The organism is Echinicola soli, assembly GCF_006575665.1.
GTDB lineage: Bacteria > Bacteroidota > Bacteroidia > Cytophagales > Cyclobacteriaceae > Echinicola > Echinicola soli.
This window is the reverse complement of record NZ_CP041253.1, coordinates 3,608,626-3,626,650: the sequence shown is the minus strand read 5'-3', so window position 1 is coordinate 3,626,650 and position 18,025 is coordinate 3,608,626. Positions and strand designations below refer to the sequence as shown.

Annotated in this window: 13 protein-coding genes; 8 read left to right on the top strand and 5 right to left on the bottom strand. The window is 42.4% G+C overall.

The genetic code is table 11. From position 1 onward, the window contains the following. Positions 1-448 precede the first annotated feature (448 nt). The 3 genes from FKX85_RS14340 to FKX85_RS14330 all read left to right on the top strand — a co-directional run bounded on the left by FKX85_RS14340 (position 449) and on the right by FKX85_RS14330 (position 3,103). Positions 449-1,876: a sensor histidine kinase gene (locus FKX85_RS14340; RefSeq protein WP_141615389.1), complete on the top strand. Its 1,428-nt coding sequence runs from the start codon at positions 449-451 to the stop codon at positions 1,874-1,876. A 3-nt stretch (positions 1,877-1,879) separates the two neighbouring features. Beyond that, the gene (locus tag FKX85_RS14335) at positions 1,880-2,563 is read left to right on the top strand and encodes a LytR/AlgR family response regulator transcription factor (protein ID WP_141615388.1); all 684 of its coding nucleotides are present in this window, start codon (positions 1,880-1,882) and stop codon (positions 2,561-2,563) included. Between the two features lie 108 nt (positions 2,564-2,671). Next, positions 2,672-3,103, top strand: a complete 432-nt coding sequence (locus FKX85_RS14330) for a hypothetical protein (RefSeq protein WP_141615387.1) — start codon at positions 2,672-2,674, stop codon at positions 3,101-3,103. 34 nt (positions 3,104-3,137) lie between these two features. On the opposite strand, the gene FKX85_RS14325 is transcribed toward FKX85_RS14330, so the two are convergent. Continuing rightward, positions 3,138-3,341: a YwbE family protein gene (locus tag FKX85_RS14325; RefSeq protein ID WP_141615386.1), complete on the bottom strand. Its 204-nt coding sequence runs from the start codon at positions 3,339-3,341 to the stop codon at positions 3,138-3,140. Between the two features lie 112 nt (positions 3,342-3,453). Beyond that, positions 3,454-4,593: a cyclopropane fatty acyl phospholipid synthase gene (gene cfa, locus FKX85_RS14320; RefSeq protein ID WP_141615385.1), complete on the bottom strand. Its 1,140-nt coding sequence runs from the start codon at positions 4,591-4,593 to the stop codon at positions 3,454-3,456. 521 nt (positions 4,594-5,114) lie between these two features. Between cfa and FKX85_RS14315 the strand changes: the two genes are divergently transcribed. Together FKX85_RS14315 and map are read left to right on the top strand one after the other, a co-directional pair. Continuing rightward, complete coding sequence (locus FKX85_RS14315; protein WP_141615384.1) at positions 5,115-6,653, top strand: SulP family inorganic anion transporter; 1,539 nt, start codon at positions 5,115-5,117, stop codon at positions 6,651-6,653. Positions 6,654-6,848: 195 nt separating this feature from the next. After that, the gene (gene map / locus FKX85_RS14310) at positions 6,849-7,613 is read left to right on the top strand and encodes a type I methionyl aminopeptidase (protein ID WP_141615383.1); all 765 of its coding nucleotides are present in this window, start codon (positions 6,849-6,851) and stop codon (positions 7,611-7,613) included. A gap of 108 nt (positions 7,614-7,721) precedes the next feature. On the opposite strand, the gene gap is transcribed toward map, so the two are convergent. Beyond that, positions 7,722-8,729, bottom strand: coding sequence for a type I glyceraldehyde-3-phosphate dehydrogenase (gene gap / locus FKX85_RS14305; protein WP_141615382.1), 1,008 nt, complete (start codon positions 8,727-8,729; stop codon positions 7,722-7,724). A 325-nt stretch (positions 8,730-9,054) separates the two neighbouring features. Next, a complete protein-coding gene (locus FKX85_RS14300; RefSeq protein WP_141615381.1) occupies positions 9,055-10,518 on the bottom strand; it encodes an alpha/beta hydrolase family protein in 1,464 nt (487 codons plus the stop codon). A gap of 40 nt (positions 10,519-10,558) precedes the next feature. Between FKX85_RS14300 and FKX85_RS14295 the strand changes: the two genes are divergently transcribed. After that, positions 10,559-10,777 (top strand): DUF3820 family protein, encoded by a 219-nt coding sequence (locus FKX85_RS14295; protein ID WP_141615380.1) that lies wholly within the window; start codon positions 10,559-10,561, stop codon positions 10,775-10,777. A gap of 43 nt (positions 10,778-10,820) precedes the next feature. On the opposite strand, the gene FKX85_RS14290 is transcribed toward FKX85_RS14295, so the two are convergent. Further along, positions 10,821-12,053: a S8 family serine peptidase gene (locus FKX85_RS14290; RefSeq protein WP_141615379.1), complete on the bottom strand. Its 1,233-nt coding sequence runs from the start codon at positions 12,051-12,053 to the stop codon at positions 10,821-10,823. Between the two features lie 565 nt (positions 12,054-12,618). Here FKX85_RS14290 and FKX85_RS14285 point away from each other — a divergent pair. Both FKX85_RS14285 and FKX85_RS14280 read left to right on the top strand, forming a co-directional pair. Further along, the gene (locus FKX85_RS14285) at positions 12,619-15,321 is read left to right on the top strand and encodes a TonB-dependent receptor domain-containing protein (RefSeq protein WP_317130637.1); all 2,703 of its coding nucleotides are present in this window, start codon (positions 12,619-12,621) and stop codon (positions 15,319-15,321) included. Between the two features lie 387 nt (positions 15,322-15,708). Continuing rightward, positions 15,709-18,009, top strand: coding sequence for a TonB-dependent receptor (locus tag FKX85_RS14280; RefSeq protein WP_141615377.1), 2,301 nt, complete (start codon positions 15,709-15,711; stop codon positions 18,007-18,009). Positions 18,010-18,025: the final 16 nt, after the last annotated feature.

Here is an 18,025-nt window from a genome sequence, read left to right as displayed (position 1 = left end):
TCAATACCTATAAAACCCTAAACTGGTGGCCCTCGTGTCACCTTTTTTTTTGCTATACAAGGTTATGAGGTTGGAAGGTTTGGGGAGCAATCGGAAATCAACTGGGCATATAACGGACCCAGCAATATTTCTGGGGGATGAGCGATTTCCAGGTGATTTTGGTAAGCATATTTCCCTTTAATTTAGCAATAGGAATGGCCTGCTCCTGTATAAAAAAATCAGCGTAAATCTTATTAATCCGCATCATCTGCGTGCTATCGAAACCAACCCTAATCCCCCCAACTTTTCCGCTTGATCCTTTGTTCCATCTTGATACTTGCGTCTTGCTACTTGATACTTTTCTCTAAATTGCCGCTTCATCCCATAAACCCCGTCATTGGTCACATTTTTTTGGGAACCGTTTGGGCAAAGACTATCATTGCTTCATCATTATTTACCAAATTTGAACATGAAAGAAAGAGCTTTACAATTTAAACAAACAGAGTGGTGGATGGTATCAGGTGTATTCTTCCTGATCATCCTGACCAATATCCTGGGTGGTAAAATCAGTATAGGTTATATCGGAGGGGAAAATCCCGATCAAATGGCACGGTATTTTTCTACCATTTTCATTCCCGCCATCCTTTTCGCTGCCTTTTATTTTATGCACATGAAAGTAGTCCCTATTTATCAAACTGACGGCAAAACATGGAAACTCATTCTTTTTAGCCTGTTAATTTTCATCCTTTCATGGCTGGCTACAGGTGCTTTTTATATGGGGGCAGAATGGGGTAAAGACATGTTCATCCCCTTTTACTTTGCCGCAGTGGCGCTCTATGTGGGGTACATGTTTGTGGTATCTTTTTTAAAAAAGGCCACTATAGCACAAACAACACCAAACTATCTGGGATACAATATTTCCAGGTTGGTAGTGCTGTATGTATTTCTATTGACATTTTTGTTCAAATTTCATCGCTTTTTCCACGAACTGATCCTGATTATCTATGCTTTTGTAGTCCCTTCACTTATTGTCATTTTCATTTATAATTACTTCTTGGTCTATCGTAAAAAGCAAACAGGCCAAAACAAGGCTTCAAAAATCTATTATTGGCTGTTGATCGGATTTATGGCTGCGTTATTTTTAACAATCGCTGCTGGTTCCGGAGATGAAGAAGCCATCCTGGTCGGTTTGGTAGCCATCGCATTATTGGTTTTGGTAATCAATCCCATCTCCAATGCACTGTTCCACAAATACCAGGGATATATCGAAAAAATGGATGAACTCAATGTGCAGCTAGTGGAAAAAACCACAGACCTCAAACAACTCCGCAACCAGATCAATCCCCATTTCCTCTTCAATGCGCTCAATACCATTTATGGGATTTCGCTTCAGGAAAATGCGGAAAAAACGGCAGAAAGCATCCAAAAGCTGGGCGATATGATGCGGTTCATGCTCCACGAAAACACCCAAGAAACCATTCCGCTGAACAGGGAGATTGACTACCTGATCAATTATGTGGACCTTCAACAGCTACGGATCGAAGCACAGGAAAATATCAGCATTGAATTCAGCAGAAAAGATGAGCACTGCAAGGGCAACATCGCCCCAATGCTGCTGATCCCTTTTATCGAAAATGCATTTAAACATGGCATCAGCCTCCAGAAAAAATCCTGGGTACGGATCAACCTCAGGTGCCTGGAAGGCTCGCTGCACATGGACATCCACAATAGCATCCATCTTAAAAATGACGATGACCCAGAAAAGCACTCTGGTATCGGCCTTCCCAATGTCAGGCAACGGCTCCAGCTGCTCTACCCAGAGCGCCACGAACTGGTGATCCGGGAAAATGATATGGAATATTTTGTACATTTATCCATACAAATGAACAAATCCTGATCCATGCTCAACGCAATTGCCATCGATGATGAACCTATGGCCTTGGAAGTAATCAAAAGCCATACTTCCAAGGTCTCCTTTGTGGACCTGAAGGACACCTTTACCAATGCCTTCAAGGCACTGGACTACTTACAGGAAAATCCTGTGGACCTGATCTTTTTGGATATCAAAATGCCTGACATTTCAGGGATAGAATTTGCTGAGCTTCCCCAGCATAACCCGATGATCATATTCAGCACAGCATACTCGGAACATGCCGTCAAGAGCTTTGAGCTCGATGCAGTCGATTACCTCCTTAAGCCCTTTTCCCTCCCCCGCTTCATCAAGGCCTGCACCAAAGCAAACGAGCTCTGGATGCTAAAAAACCAACAACATCCCGAAAACACCTCCATTTTTCTCAAAACCGGCTATGAACAGGTAAAGGTCCAGCTGGAAGACATTCTCTTCTTGGAGGCATCGGGAAATTATGTCACCTTCCAGACAAACGAAAGCAAGATTTTAACAAGAATGACCTTTTCAGAAGCTGAAAAGTTGTTGCCAAGCTACTTTTGCCGCATTCATCGTTCGTTCATTGTCAACAAGTCAAAAATTGACAAAATAGAACGACATCAAGTCACCGTAAACAAACACACAGTTCCAATCGGCAGCAGTTATGCCGATAATCTTCAAGCAGATACCATAAAATAAACCAACCCATAGCAATAAATCCCCCTGTCCGCTCAACACAAAGTGATTAAAATCCGTTTAAATCTCCTAAGTTTTGCGTTAATTTGAGTATCAAAAATAAGAGACAACATGCAAACAGGAATTCAACATCTTCACTCCGGAATGGCCTATTTGGTCCTGGCCGGTTTGATAGCCGTTTTTATTTATGCGCTGATCGGTGCTTTGGGCAACAGGAACTTTACTGATAAGGACCGTAAATTTGGGCTTATAGGCCTTATTCCGCTCCACATTCAGTTATTGGTAGGCATCATCATCTATTTTATTAGCCCCTTGGGATTCAGCAATCTATCCAGCGGAAATGCCATGGGGGATGCTGTAAGTAGATTGTACGCCCTTGAGCATCCACTCATGAATATTATTGCGGTGGTCTTGGTAACTGTAGGTTATAGCCGTGCCAAAAAATTGACGCAAGACAGGGCCAGATTCAGAAGCCTGTATATGTTTTATGGAATTGCTTTGCTTTTGATCCTTTCAAGAATTCCTTGGAGTGCTTGGATGTAAATATTTAAAAAAGGAGCGTTAAACGCTCCTTTTTTTATTCTTCCTCCATGATATTTTTCACTCTTCCTACTTCACCGGTATCGAGTTGCACTTTTATTCCATGGGGATGCTGGGGTGATTTGGTCAATATCCTCTTCACCAATCCTTCCGTAAGTTCTCCGGTACGTTGGTGATGTTTTTGGACCACTTCTACCAAGTCTCCTATTTGAATATCCTTTCTATTTCTTCCGTCAGGCATAAGCAGTTGGTTAATGATGAATAACGCATCTAAATTGATCTTCACAAACTTACATAAACCTACATGAAATCATTGTGGAATGTCAGGTAACTTGAACAAAACAGTCCTATAATTAAACCGAATGGGTTTGATTGACAGAGCGGACAGCTTTATAATCTCCCTTAAAAGTATCTTTTACCATCACCAGCTGCCAAAGTTGGTTTTTACGTGCCCTGAAAGAGCCTGCACAGCAGGTAAGATAATATTCCCACATCCGGCAAAAAGTATTATCATATTCTTTTTTTAAACCACTCCAGGCCATGCGAAAACGCTCCAGCCAGGCCATCAAAGTATAGTCGTAATGCAATCCGAAATTATGCCAATCCTCCAACAAAAGATAGCCCTCCATGGCATTGGTCAATTGAGCTGCCGAAGGGATCAGACTGTTTGGGAAAATATATTTATCTATCCATGGATCTGTATATTGATAAGATGCATTATTGCCGATAGTATGGACCAAGGTAATACCGTTGTCCTTTAGGTTATGGCTTACCACCTTCATGTATTCCCGGTGGTTTTTAGCACCTACGTGTTCCATCATCCCGATGGACAAAATGCGATCAAAGGGTTCGTCCACATCCCGGTAGTCTTGGATCCTTATTTCCACATTAAGTCCTTTACATCGCTCTTTAGCGAGCTTGGCCTGTTCTACTGACAAGGTGATCCCCACGACTTCCACATGGTAATTTTTTGCTGCATACTCCGCAAAACCACCCCAGCCACAGCCAATGTCAAGTACACGTAAACCAGGTTTAAGTTTCAATTTCTGGCATATCAACTCCAGCTTATTCTCTTGCGCCTCACCCAGGTTATCAGCACCTTGCCAATAGCCACAACTATACATCATGTATTCATCCAACATCTTTTCATAGAGGTCATTTCCTACATTATAGTGCTGGACAATGATGTCTTTGGAATGGCCCTTGGTCTGTAGGTTGAACAACCGTGCTTTCACACCCTGCCAGAGCAACTTTAGGTTTCCCTTTACTTTCTGATCGAGATTTGCACGTAGAATCCTGTAAAAAAATTCATCAAGCCGCTCACAATCCCACCATCCTTCCATATAGGCTTCTCCAAGGCCTAGCGAGCCCTCTCTCATCACGCGTCTGTAAAATTGATCATGGTGTATCCTAGGGTCATAGGGAGCCGACCCATTCAGCTGAATACCCGCAAATTCCAACAACTCAGCTATGGTCTTTTTGTAGGAGTCCATTAGTGTGTCATTTAGGTTGCTAAATTCAAAAAACTGTTGTCATTCTAATTTTAGACCAACATTACCTTAATTTATTAAAATGTTACGAAATTATAAATACCTGTAATTAGTATTATTTACAATACCAAAACTCACTTACCCATAGAGGTTTACGAATGAATAAATAAAGTAAATCTTATTTATCCAACAATTAATAAGCCACACTAAATTTGAATTATCCATAACAAAACGCTAATTTTGTTTCAAAATAAACAATTTAGAAATTTCTGGTAGCAATAGGGCTTTTCCAAATAATCACTAAGTTGAACCAACTTAGTTAAAACCTAAAAGATTATTTGGTATCCTGCAAAAAACGTTACCTTTACGATTCTGATGGAAAACAATATTATCATAAAGTCCACCCCTACTCCACCCTGAGTAGATTTTTTTTTGACACCATTTATGTCATGGTAGCCAAACCGATTGGCTGTCCAGATTTCTTGTACAATCACATTTCATACTATCTATAAATAGCAAAAGACATGACACAAATGTTCTTTAATCTATTTCGTCCCAAGCAATCCAGCTTAAAGGATGAAGTACTTTCTGGCTTTACTGTAGCCTTGGCCTTGGTGCCTGAAGCAGTGGCCTTTGCTCTCATAGCACAGGTATCGCCATTGGTAGGACTCTATTCGGCATTCATTATTTCTCTGATCACCTCTATTTTCGGAGGACGACCGGGCATGATCTCAGGAGCTACTGGAGCCATTGCAGTTGTCGTCGTGGCTTTGGTCCAATCCCATGGCATAGAATTTCTTTTCGCCGCAGTTGTATTAATGGGTATAATCCAGGTACTGATAGGGGTTTTGAAACTCGGAAAACTCATCAGGCTAGTGCCTCATCCTGTCATATATGGATTTGTAAACGGACTTGCAGTTATTATCTTCACTTCCCAGTTCGAGCAGTTTAAGATCGAAACAAGCCCGGGCGTAAAAGAGTGGATCACCGGCCCTCCTCTTTGGATTATGCTTGCCCTGGTAATCCTGACCATGGTCATCATCAAATTCCTTCCAAAACTCACCAAAGTGATCCCTTCTGCCTTGGCCGCAATACTGGTGATCTCCGGGATTGTGATTTTTGGCAATGTAGACACCAAAACAGTCGGGGATATGGCATCCATATCAGGAGGCCTACCAGAATTCCATCTGCCAATGGTTACCTTAAACTGGGAAACTTTTATGATTATCCTTCCTTATTCCGTGATTATGGCTGGTGTGGGATTGATTGAAAGCCTTCTGACCCTTACGTTGGTAGATGAAATCACCGAAACCCGCGGCAATGGTAACAAAGAATGCATTGCGCAGGGAATTGCCAATACAACTACCGGTTTCTTTGGAGGAATGGGCGGTTGCGCCATGCTTGGACAAAGCCTAATCAACGTGAATGCCGGAGGTAGGAACAGAATCTCTGGAATAGTAGCCTCGCTCGGTTTGTTGACCTTTATTCTCTTCTTATCCAACTATATCGAAATGATTCCCATGGCTGCATTGGTTGGGCTGATGTTCATGGTAGCCATTGGTACATTTGAATGGGCTTCCCTTAAAATCTTCAAAAAAGTACCTACTTCTGATGTCATCCTAATGGTCGTCGTAACCCTGATTACCGTATTCCTTCATAACCTGGCTTTGGCCGTGCTTATTGGGGTGGTGATCGCCGCATTGGTATTTGCTTGGGAAAACTCCAAAATGATCCGTGCAAGAAAGCGCGTAGATGAAAACGGTGTGAAGCACTATGAAATCTATGGCCCGCTGTTCTTTGCCTCTGCGCTGGCCTTTAGTGAAAAATTTGATCCTATTAATGATCCCGAAGAAATTATTATTGATTTTGCAGAAAGTAGGATTGTAGATCACTCTGGAATAGATGCAGTGCACAAAGTTACCGAAAGGTATTACAAGGCCGGAAAGACCGTCTATATCCGTCACCTGAGCACCAGCTCAAAAACCTTACTGGAGAAGGCTGAAAAAATCATCAATGTCAACTATGCCGACAATGATCCGAGCTATAAAATCGTCATGGATTAAGTAGTCAGGAATTATTTCACCTTCCTAAGAGGTTGCATCCAAAAACCAATGGTGCAACCTCTTTTTCGCTTAGGGATACATGAAGAAAATTTAGTGTTTTAATGTGCCCTGAATGCAATGGTAAAAGGCATGGAAATGCACTCCTTTTAGTTAAATTTGGTTTTCTTTACTCAAAGCCAGCAAAAAAATCAAACCATGTCGATCACACAAGAATCAGAATTACTTGGAATGCAGCGCGTCAGTGAAGCCGTAGGACAAACGCTTAAATTAATGAGCCAATACGCCCAACCTGGGATGACTACAAAAGAACTCGACGAGTATGGCGGTGCTATTTTGAAAGAATATGGTGCCAAATCAGCACCTTATGAAACGTATGGATTTCCGGGATATACCTGCATCAGCGTAAATAAGGAAGTAGCCCATGGGATTCCTAAAAATGCCAGGGTGCTAAAAGAAGGGGATTTGATCAATATAGATGTATCCGCTGAATTGGACGGTTTTTGGTCGGATAATGGTGGATCATTTGTCCTCGGCAAAGACATTCATCATCACCAGCCCCTTGTCAACGCATCCAAGGAAATTCTTAAAAAAGCTATTTCAAGTATTAAGGGCGGTATCAAAATTGCAGATATCGGCTTTTTGATAGAAAGTGAAGCCAAGAAAAGAGGCTATAAAGTGATCAAAAACCTTGCAGGACATGGGGTGGGCAAAAGTCTACATGAACAACCAGAGGACATCTTAAACTACAGGGTAAAAAGCAATCGTGAACGGTTTAAGAAAAATACCACTGTGGCGGTGGAAACGTTCATTGCCACTAAATCCACTTACGCCGATACCCTGGACGATGGTTGGACACTTGTGGGAAACAAAGGCGGTTTTGTGACCCAACATGAACATACCATTTTGATAACAGATAGCACTCCAGAGATCCTTACCAGATCAAATGGCATTTGGGATTAAGGTAGGAAGACCCTGCAAAAAACCACCTCTCCGGACCATCAACCATTACACAAAAAAACCCGACAGAAAACATCCTGTCGGGTCCTTTTTATATGGTTAGGTCAGTAATTAACCTTTCTTAGCTATATAAGTAAGTAGGTCTACTACTTTGTTAGAGTAACCCCACTCATTGTCATACCAAGAGACCAGTTTCACGAATTTGTCACTCAACTGGATACCTGCACCTGCATCGAAGATGGATGTTCTGGCGTCACCAATGAAGTCATTGGAAACCACAGCATCTTCAGTATATCCCAATACACCTTTGAGATCACCTTCAGAGGCTTCTTTCATTTTAGCACAGATCTCTTCGTAAGTAGCGGCATTTTTAAGTCTTACCGTAAGGTCTACTACAGACACATCAGGAGTTGGTACACGGAAAGCCATACCCGTCAGCTTGCCATTCAGCTCAGGAATTACTTTCCCTACCGCCTTAGCAGCACCTGTAGAAGATGGGATGATATTTTGTCCGGCGCCACGGCCACCTCTCCAATCTTTCATGGAAGGACCATCTACCGTTTTCTGAGTTGCTGTAGTGGCGTGAACAGTCGTCATCAAGCCTTCTTCAATTCCCCAATTGTCATTTACCACTTTGGCAAGTGGAGCGAGACAGTTGGTAGTACATGATGCATTGGATACAAACTGCATATCAGTAGTGTAAGAAGATTCATTTACACCCATCACGATCATTGGAGTATCGTCTTTGGAAGGGGCAGACATGATTACTTTCTTGGCACCCGCTTGGATATGTCCTTGTGCCTTTTCCTTGGTAAGGAAGAGACCAGTAGATTCTACAACGTATTCTGCTCCGATATCAGACCATTTAAGATCAGCAGGATTCTTTTCAGCTGTTACACGGATAACATTTCCGTCAACAACCAATTGGCCGTCTTTCACTGCTACCTCACCTTTAAATTGGCCGTGGGTAGAGTCATATTTCAACATATAAGCCATATAGTCCACATCTACCAGGTCATTGATCCCTACGATCTGAACGTCATCTCTTTCCTGGGCTGCTCGGAACACCAGTCTTCCTATTCTTCCGAATCCGTTAATTCCTACTTTAATCTTTGTCATTTTTAATTAAGGTTAATAGGTAAAATTATGTTGTTATTTTAAATCCATCTTCTCACTCCCCACTTCTTAACATTCCAAACAAAAAAGTGGTTCGTATGCTAAAAACATCTTGCAACCTCGTATAGGATGGTGATTTTTTGCTAGGCCAAATTTATTGAATTAAAATTTAGTAAAGAAATTAAGCCCATAATAATCCAGCATATTTCTCTGTGTTTAGTCCTTGTCTTGAGCATATTTCCATTGAAAACCGAAATTTGGTGCAAATTCCGTAAAACAATTCCAAATTGTTTCTATTTTCATATACGTTGCATATAAAACCTCTTCTTTATTGACTTAATACCCACTGGGCAATATCTTCCATCACTTCATCGCTAAAGGTCTCTTCAATGGCACCATATTCAGCCATTGACCCGGTACTGCTATGTTGAAAAAGGTGATTGAGATCAGGATACAATTTTATCGTGAAATTCCCTTTTCCATTTTCTTCTTTCATCACTTCCAAAACCTCATAATTAATGCTGCCATTTACCTGGATGTCTTTATCGCCAAAAAGCGCTAATACGGGAATTTCAGTTTTCCGGATATATTCCTGAGGATTTATTTTAGCAAATGCAAAGAACCACGGATTTAGAATATTGGCATATTTCGACACAAAATCCTCAAGTTCATCCTCAGTATAATGCTCCCCTGCCCCCACAAGATACTCCTCCAACCTGGCAGGAAGCACTATCTCCAGACTATCATAATCGTTGGTTTGGGCCAATACTTCATAAAAAATACCGATAACTTCTTCCTCTCTTTTCTTCTGTTCCTCCGGAGCTTCTACTGACGCTAAAAGGTCCCTGACTTGCTGTTTCATCAATTGGGGCACGGGAACCGTGAGCCCGGCAATAGTAACCGCAAAACATAGCCCGTTGTGCTTGGCTGCCATCATCCAAGCGATCATGCCTCCTTCACTGTGACCTATCACCCCCACTTTGAGCTGATTGACAAAAGGGAACTTCCTGAGATGTGTCATGGCAGCTTCTGCATCATCGGCAAAATCAAAAGTAGATGCACCATCAAAATCCCCTTCAGATCCCCCTACTCCACGCTCATCATATCGTAGCACGGCAATCCCATTTTGTGTAAAATAATCTGCTAAAACCAAAAACGGCTTATGGCCAAACATTTCTTCGTTTCGATCCTGAGGCCCAGAGCCACTGACCAATATTACTGCAGGAAACGGCCCCATGCCTTTAGGCTTTGTGATGGTACCTTTAAGGGTTATCCCTGCTGCAACATTCGTAAAGGAAGTCTCGATTTCTTCATAATCAAAAGGCCCTTTCGGTTCCTGTGGCCTTTTCCCCATGCCCTGATCCCCCTCTGGTAACCTCGCCAGCACAAGGGGAAACTCCATGCCACCCTGGGAAAACGTACCCCGAATGGTATCCTGTTCCACCTTACCATTATAGCTGATATTTAGTCTACTGATACCCAAGGAAACGTTCGAAGAGTCAACTGAAACCTCATTCAAGGAAATGCCTGTGGCCCCTTGTTTTGGACTGTCCATGGTACCCTCCCACTTTTCATCCGTCTTATTCAAATGAAAGACCAATGGCAACTTTTGCCCCATTACTTCCAAAACACCCTTCCAATCTCCCTCCGCTTTACTTTGGGCCTTTACGGGAGATTTACCCATCACCATGAATAGGAGAATTAAAAAACCTATTGATCTAAATAATCGCATATAACCAAAATCAGACTCCTTACACATTGCCGCTGGTGAAAATGGAAGGAGTATTTCCATTTCTTTTTAAAGTTAAAAGGAATTTAGAATATCTTCGCGTATGCAAAAAGAAATACTTGTAGATCTAGTTACTAAAAAGATGCCATTTGGGAAATACAAGGGCAAATTGATCTGTGATATTCCTGAACATTATCTCGTTTGGATGCATGGGAAAGGATTTCCAGAAGGCAAACTCGGCATGTGGCTTCACACCATGTATGAAATTAGGGTCAATGGACTGGAATACTTACTTGTTGAGCTTAAAAAGAGGATAAAGTAAAAGTAGCGATCGAATTCTCCACTGCCAATCCTCGGCCCCTACATCAAGGACACTTCCATACTGCAATAGGATCGCAAATGCCATCGGGATCATTTTTTACCAGACCTCCCTTTGCCGGACCGCCCAATAAAATCAAGGCTGCCACATGTGGGGCGGCATAGGATGTACCACTTCTAAAATTAAATTGCCCATCTATCCATGTGGAAAGAATCCCAACCCCGGGAGCACACCAATCGATAGGTGGATTGCCATAATTGGAAAACTCGGCAAACACATCATTTTCATCCATCGCCGACACAGTAGAGAAATATTTACCATTTAGCCTTCCAGGGGAATAGTTGTTAGCATCATCACTATCATTTCCAGCAGCAAAAACAAAATATATTCCCTTTTCAGTCGCTTTAAGTATTGACGTTTCCAGTGTAGGCGTGATAGGACCGGTCAAACTGACATTGACCACATCACCCTTACAGCCATCTTCCATTATATGATCTAAAGCCGCTAAAATTCCAGAATAGGTACCACGTCCATCTTGATCGACAATTTTAACAGGAACTACCTGGGCACCTGCAGCGACCCCTGCAATGCCTTTACCGTCCATTTTTGCCCCTACGATCCCTGCCACATGTGTTCCATGCCCATTAAAATCCTGGAAGGTCCTACTTTCTTCCCCGGTATATATGGCATTAAATCCTCGGGATTCATTTACGTTCAGTTCATCGTTATTCAGATCAATGCCACTGTCCACTATATACACCACATTATTGCCTGTATAGGCTTTGGGGCCTCCCACCCGCTCTACACCATAGGGCACCAAGTCTCCTGACACCCTTCCAGCTGCCCCCCCGTAAAAATCCTGGCTTATTTCAGGGCCAATATCCTTAAAACTAATTTCACGGTCTTTTTCTATCATCGCCACATCAGGCATCCTGCTCAATTTCTTATATTCCTGCTCGTTCAAATAAGCTGAAAACCCATAAATCCCGCCACTATAAACATGGTCTATCCGATCTTTTTGTATGGACAGCCCATTCAACATATCATCTGCAAAGTCAGTTATTTGCTGCTTAATCGATTCTCTGTCCTGTGTCAACAACAGCCCTGCATTTTCTTCCTTCAAAATAATGATATACCGGTTTTCAAGAATTTGCAAAACCTCTCCATTATGTCCCATATGGGAACTGTCAGCGGGAATTGGCAAATCCGAATGACAAGCCCATATCACCACAAACAATAGACAAAACGCAACCAAACGTTTAAATATAAATAATCGCATTTCAGACCCCTGTTTTTTTCTTATAAATCATAAACAAACATATAAATAAAAATTAATTCAATAATAAATACGCAAAATTAAATCAACAAAAAAGCCAAAAATATAAACGAACAACACAATATCAACCATAAAAACACACCATATATCAATATTATACAAACCATTTCAAAACCAGTCTATTTTGGTAAACACAGCCCCTTTTTTTCGAGCTCTCATCGCCCTGAAAACGAGTAGTTGGTCTCTTGTATAGGGGATCAAAACCACTTAAATAATTTAAGGATCAATGATCCCGACTTTCTTAGCACCTAAGGAAGCCGCATTTGATGTTTTTTTTAGGCTGCCCCGCCCAAATTCCCACCATCTATTTACCCCACTCACCTTAAATACACTCCACTCATACAATAAAGCAATCCTAAGGTAAACCTTTACGTAATTTAGGAGTCTAATAAAGTAACGATCACCAGTAAAAAACAAACACAACTAACTCAAAAACAACATTATGCGTAAGATTTACCTCCTACTTTTTTTCTGCTTGTTACTATGTGGAGACCTCATAGGGCAAAATATGCTCCGAGGGAAGGTAGTGGACAAGGAATCCAAGGAAACGCTCCCTGGAGCTTACATTTTTTTGAAGGATGCTGAGAATAATAACCTGGCCAATACCTACACAGACGAGAACGGTGAATTTAAGATCACTAAACCTAAGGCAAGCACGTTCGTTTTGGAAGTCAGTTTCATCGGCTACAAGACCCTGCGAAGAAGTATTGAAGGTAATAGTATAAGCAATTTTGGGACAATAACCCTAGAGGAAGATGCCAACCAGCTACAGGAAGTAGAAATCCAGGGACAGGCAATGACTGGAGAGGTAAAGGGAGACACAGTATCCTTTAATGCCAACGCCTACAAAACACGCTCTCAGGCCAGTGCAGGTGAACTGGTCAGAAAAATGCCCGGTGTCAGAATGAACGGTGGAACCATTGAGGTTCAGGGAGAAACCGTCGGCAGGGTGTTGGTGGATGGAGAACCGTTTTTTGGGGATGACCCTGCAATGGCCATGCAAAACCTACCAGTGGCCGTTATCGATAAGATTGAATTTCTTGATCAAAAGAGTGATCAGGCTCGTTTGACAGGATTTGACGATGGAGAGACCATTAAGACCATTAATATCATCACCAAAAAAGAAACCCGTGGCGGGAAATTTGGGCAGCTATTTGCCGGCTATGGGACGGATGACAATTACCTCGCAGGTGGTGCGGTCCACTTTTTTGAAGGTGCCCAGCGCCTTTCCTTGCTTGGCCTCAGCAATAACATCAACCAACAAAACTTCTCTGCAGACGACCTTACCGGGGCCTTTGGGTCTGGGAACAGCCGTGGATGGGGACGAAGGGACAGTGATGACATTACCGTCCGCGAACAACCCGGCATTACCAAAACCAATGCCCTGGGCACCAACTTTACAGACAAATTTGACGATGGCAAGGCGCGTTTTTCGGGAAATTACTTCTTTAATGACAGTCAAAACACGCTAAGTAGAATGTCTACCAGGGAATATATTCTTCCAAGTGACAGTTTGCAGTTTTATGATGAAGAAAGGCATGAGGAAAGCAACAGCCAACTACATCGTATAAATATGAAGTTAGAATATGATATTACGGAAAAACACGCCATCATTTGGAGGCCACGTCTTTCCTATGAAAAAGGAAATTCCACCAATAGACTTGCTGCTGTTAACCTCTTTGATCAGTCGACTCCCATAAGTGAGACCGTAAACGCCACAGAAAGCACTAATGAAGGATTGAGGTTTGATAATGACTTCACTTATCGTTACAAATTCAACAAACCTGGAAGAACCATCTCCACGAGTATAGAGACAGGCTACAGGGATAATAAGAGTGAATCAATGCTGATTTCTGTCAACCAAAATTATCAAAGTGGTAACTTGGACAGCTTAATTCAAAGGACCAACAATGAAAACGGGTCTTTCGAGTATGAAGCAGAAATTGAATACACCGAACCCATTGGTGAAAATTCCCAATTAAGAGTGGAATATGAAATAGGGAATGACAAAAGCGACAACATACAAGACGTGTCCCAACGGGAAATGGAATCTACTACCTTTGAAAAAGACAGTACTTTGAGTAATAAATTTGAAAACAATTACCAGAGACATGAAATCAGTTTGGGCTACCGCTATTCTGGTGAAATCTGGAGAATATTTTCATCCATGAATTACGAAGTCTCCAAACTCAATAGTGATCGCCTATTTCCCGGATATGAAAACACGAAAAGGACTTTCAAGAACTTTGTACCCCGGTTATTTGTAGACTACGAGCCCAACAAATCCCTGAGTGTGCGAGTTGGCTACAGGACAGATACTGAAGCGCCTTCCGTAAGGCAGTTACAGGATGTGATCAACAACAGTAACCCACTGCAGATTTCCATGGGTAACCCAGAACTGGAGCAGGAATATGAGCACAGAATCTTTTCCAGGATTCGGAAAATCAACCTTGAAAACTCCAAATCTTTCTTTATGTGGTTCTCCGCAGGGTTGCGCAACAACTTCATGGGAACCAGCACCTACATCGCCTCACGGGATACCCTGATCCAAGATGATGTACTCCTGAGGCAAGGCGGGCAGCTCAGCATGCCGGTCAATCTGAGCAGGGCCTGGAACGCAAATACCAGCATCTCGTTTGGCTTTCCCTTGAGTTTCATGAAAAGCAATCTAAACTTGGACACACGGATCAGTTACTCCAATACTCCAGGGCTAATCAATGACCAACTCAATAACAACCATAACCTTGGACTTGGCCAAGGGGTAGGCATCAGCAGTAATGTAGGGGAAGATCTTGACTTTAATATCAGCACATCAGGAAACTATAACCTAGTAAAGAGCTCTATCCAGGAAAACAGAAATACGGAGTATTACTCCCATGAAACCCGATTGGATCTATACTGGAATTTTTGGAAAGGGTTCTTCATCAGCTCCAATGTAAACAACCAATTCTATGTCGGCTTGGGAGAAGCCTATGACCAGTCAGTTTGGCTAATGAACGCTGACTTTGGGTATCGTTTTCCTCCTACCCAGAACCTTGAACTTAAAATGACCGTATTCGACCTGCTAAACCAAAACACCAGTATCAACAGGAGTGTTACAGACGTTTATATCGAGACAGAAAGAACCGATGTCCTCAGACAGTTCTTTATGCTCACCCTTACCTATAATTTGAGGGCTTTTGGAGGAGATAAGCCAGTTTATGAGAATTAATAGCATTTAACTAAGCCAAAAGGCTATCACATAGATTCCCGTCATTACGCACTGCAGCATAGAAGTAATTTCAATCTGCTGTCAATACAAGTGTAACGTAATGGCGGGGTCTTTTTCCCACTAACGAAATGCAGCGAGTTCATGAAGGCCGATAAATTTCCATTTCTCCTTTCAAAAAAATAAAGAGCCAACAACAAAAAACAATAATTAATACCGTAATAAGCTTAATTTGAGCAAGTTTGGAAACTAGCGCAAGAGTTTATAGCTATTAACTGCTGTTCTCTCCAAACTAAAAGAATTCTTTATTTAAGATCCAAGAGAGCAATTAATACTTTTCATGAAACCTAATTGCATTTAGCAACGTTATTGCACTATATTTGTGCTCTCATGATCAAAATGCTACAGCTACAAGCTTTCATCTTATTCTTCTTAGCAATCTGCCACCCTGCTTTTTCGCAAGATAAGTGTGCATTCGATGTAAAAGGAAAAGTAGTAGACCGAGAAAGTCAAGAACCTATTGAAGGCGCATATATCTGGATAAAGGAACTGGAAAAGGGCGCCATTACCAATCAAAATGGCAACTTCCATCTAGAGGATGTCTGTGAAGGACACTATGGCATAAGCGTTGAATTTTTAGGGTATTCCAGTCAACTTCTCCAACTTAATGTGCACGATCATGTCAACATGACCATTCGTCTGGTTTCCAAGGAGTATTTGATCGATGGAGTGGAAATTATCGGGCATAAAAACGCGGTCAATACCCTGAACGGCATCACCCACTTGGGCAAAGATATATTGGATGAAAACCGCGGCAAAAACCTTGGTGAAACGCTCAAGGAACTTCCCGGGGTAACCACATTCACCACAGGTGCCAATATCAGTAAGCCTGTCATCCACGGCATGCACAGTAATCGCATCATGATTCTTAACAATGAAGTGAGGCAAGAGGGCCAGCAATGGGGAGGCGAACATGCCCCGGAAGTGGATCCTTTTTTGGCAGAGGATATTTCCGTGGTTAAGGGAGCCGAGACAGTACGCTTTGGGCCAGAGGCCATGGGTGGTGTCATTTTGGTTAGCCCTCCTAAACTTCCCGTGTCTGCAGGCACCACTGGATCTGCTACGTTGGTAGGAGGCACAAATGGGTGGAATGGAGCGGCTGCTTTTAGCCTTGAAAGCGGTTTAAAAAACCTTCACGGGTTTGGCTACCGTGTCCAGGCATCCTCAAGGAACGGGGGAAATATCAAAACGCCGGAATATTATCAGGATAATACCGGCATGCGGGAACTAAATTTCTCTGGAGCAATAGGCTATAACACCAAGGAATTGGGAATGGAACTCTTCTATAGCCGATTTGCCACGACCATTGGGATTTTGAGCGATAGTCATACGGGTAACTCCTCCGACTTGGCAGAATTGATTGCCAACGGCAGGCCCTTTTCAAACCCGGACTTCACTTATACCATCGAAAACCCCAGGCAGGAAGTAGTCCACCAACTCCTAAAAGCCAAAGGTCACTACCATCTTAACAACGATGGTGTCATTAACATCAAATATGCTTTCCAACAAAATAACCGCCAAGAATACGATGTCCGAAGAGGTGCGTTAAATGACCGCGCTGCGCTGGATTTGGAGCTATTTACCAATACGCTTGACTTGAGCTATGAACATCCCTCAAGCAAAAACTGGAATGGGTCCATCGGCGTCAGTGCACTCCAGCAAGCCAATAACAATATCCCGGGCACAGGGGTGACACCGCTCATCCCAAACTATGATATGGTTAACCTGGGAGCATTCTTGATCGAGAAATATACCAATGGGCCACTAGAACTCGAGGGGGGCGCACGCTACGATTATCGCTATGTGGATGCAGCCCGCTATAATCAGGGAGAGTTGAACGAGCAGGATTTCACTTTCAGAAACTTCACCGCATTTCTAGGCGCTGGATACAGCCTGGATAAAAACTTGCTCCTTACCACCAACTTGGGCTCTGCCTGGAGGCCACCAAATATAAATGAGCAGTTTAGCCAAGGTCTACACCATGGTGCTGCGGCAGTTGAAATAGGAGATCCTAATCTTGTCAGTGAACAGGCCATAAAATGGGTAAACACGGTGAATTTCAGCAATGATAAGGTAAATGCAGAACTATCGGGTTACTACCATAAAATCAATAATTATATATATCTCAACCCAACGGGTGAGGAATATGTATCGCTCAGAGGCACCTTCAATGTCTATGAATACCTCCAGACAGATGCCTCTTTCTGGGGGATAGATTTGAGTACAGATTACAGGCTACTGCCCTCGCTATCATGGTTCATTAAAGGCAGTATGATCAGGGCTAAAAATCTTACGGAGCAAACTTATCTTCCATTTATCCCTGCCGACAGACTGGAAACAGGCTTGGTTTACCAAACAGATAAAATCGGAAAACTGGAACTTAGTAACCTTTCTGTATTCAAACAAAGAAGGGAACCGGACTTTGACCTGGCTCCTGCACCTGTAGGCTACAACCTGTGGAGTGCCAGTATCAACAGAACACTATTGGAGAAAGAAAAGTCCAATCTAAAAGGAAGCCTCACTGTAAACAATATATTCAATACCGAATACAAAGATTATATGAACCGATTCCGGTATTTTACCCATGAAATGGGTCGAAATATCACCCTAAGACTCAAATATGAATTTTAACCAAAAGACTATGATC

Bases quoted from the DNA above. Each gene is read 5' to 3' on its own strand.
- FKX85_RS14340 (WP_141615389.1), top strand. From the start codon at position 449: ATGAAAGAAAGAGCTTTACAATTTAAACAAACAGAGTGGTGGATGGTA.
- FKX85_RS14335 (WP_141615388.1), top strand. From the start codon at position 1,880: ATGCTCAACGCAATTGCCATCGATGATGAACCTATGGCCTTGGAAGTA.
- FKX85_RS14330 (WP_141615387.1), top strand. From the start codon at position 2,672: ATGCAAACAGGAATTCAACATCTTCACTCCGGAATGGCCTATTTGGTC.
- FKX85_RS14325 (WP_141615386.1), bottom strand. From the start codon at position 3,341: ATGCCTGACGGAAGAAATAGAAAGGATATTCAAATAGGAGACTTGGTA.
- cfa (WP_141615385.1), bottom strand. From the start codon at position 4,593: ATGGACTCCTACAAAAAGACCATAGCTGAGTTGTTGGAATTTGCGGGT.
- FKX85_RS14315 (WP_141615384.1), top strand. From the start codon at position 5,115: ATGACACAAATGTTCTTTAATCTATTTCGTCCCAAGCAATCCAGCTTA.
- map (WP_141615383.1), top strand. From the start codon at position 6,849: ATGTCGATCACACAAGAATCAGAATTACTTGGAATGCAGCGCGTCAGT.
- gap (WP_141615382.1), bottom strand. From the start codon at position 8,729: ATGACAAAGATTAAAGTAGGAATTAACGGATTCGGAAGAATAGGAAGA.
- FKX85_RS14300 (WP_141615381.1), bottom strand. From the start codon at position 10,518: ATGGAAATACTCCTTCCATTTTCACCAGCGGCAATGTGTAAGGAGTCT.
- FKX85_RS14295 (WP_141615380.1), top strand. From the start codon at position 10,559: ATGCAAAAAGAAATACTTGTAGATCTAGTTACTAAAAAGATGCCATTT.
- FKX85_RS14290 (WP_141615379.1), bottom strand. From the start codon at position 12,053: ATGCGATTATTTATATTTAAACGTTTGGTTGCGTTTTGTCTATTGTTT.
- FKX85_RS14285 (WP_317130637.1), top strand. From the start codon at position 12,619: ATGCTCCGAGGGAAGGTAGTGGACAAGGAATCCAAGGAAACGCTCCCT.
- FKX85_RS14280 (WP_141615377.1), top strand. From the start codon at position 15,709: ATGATCAAAATGCTACAGCTACAAGCTTTCATCTTATTCTTCTTAGCA.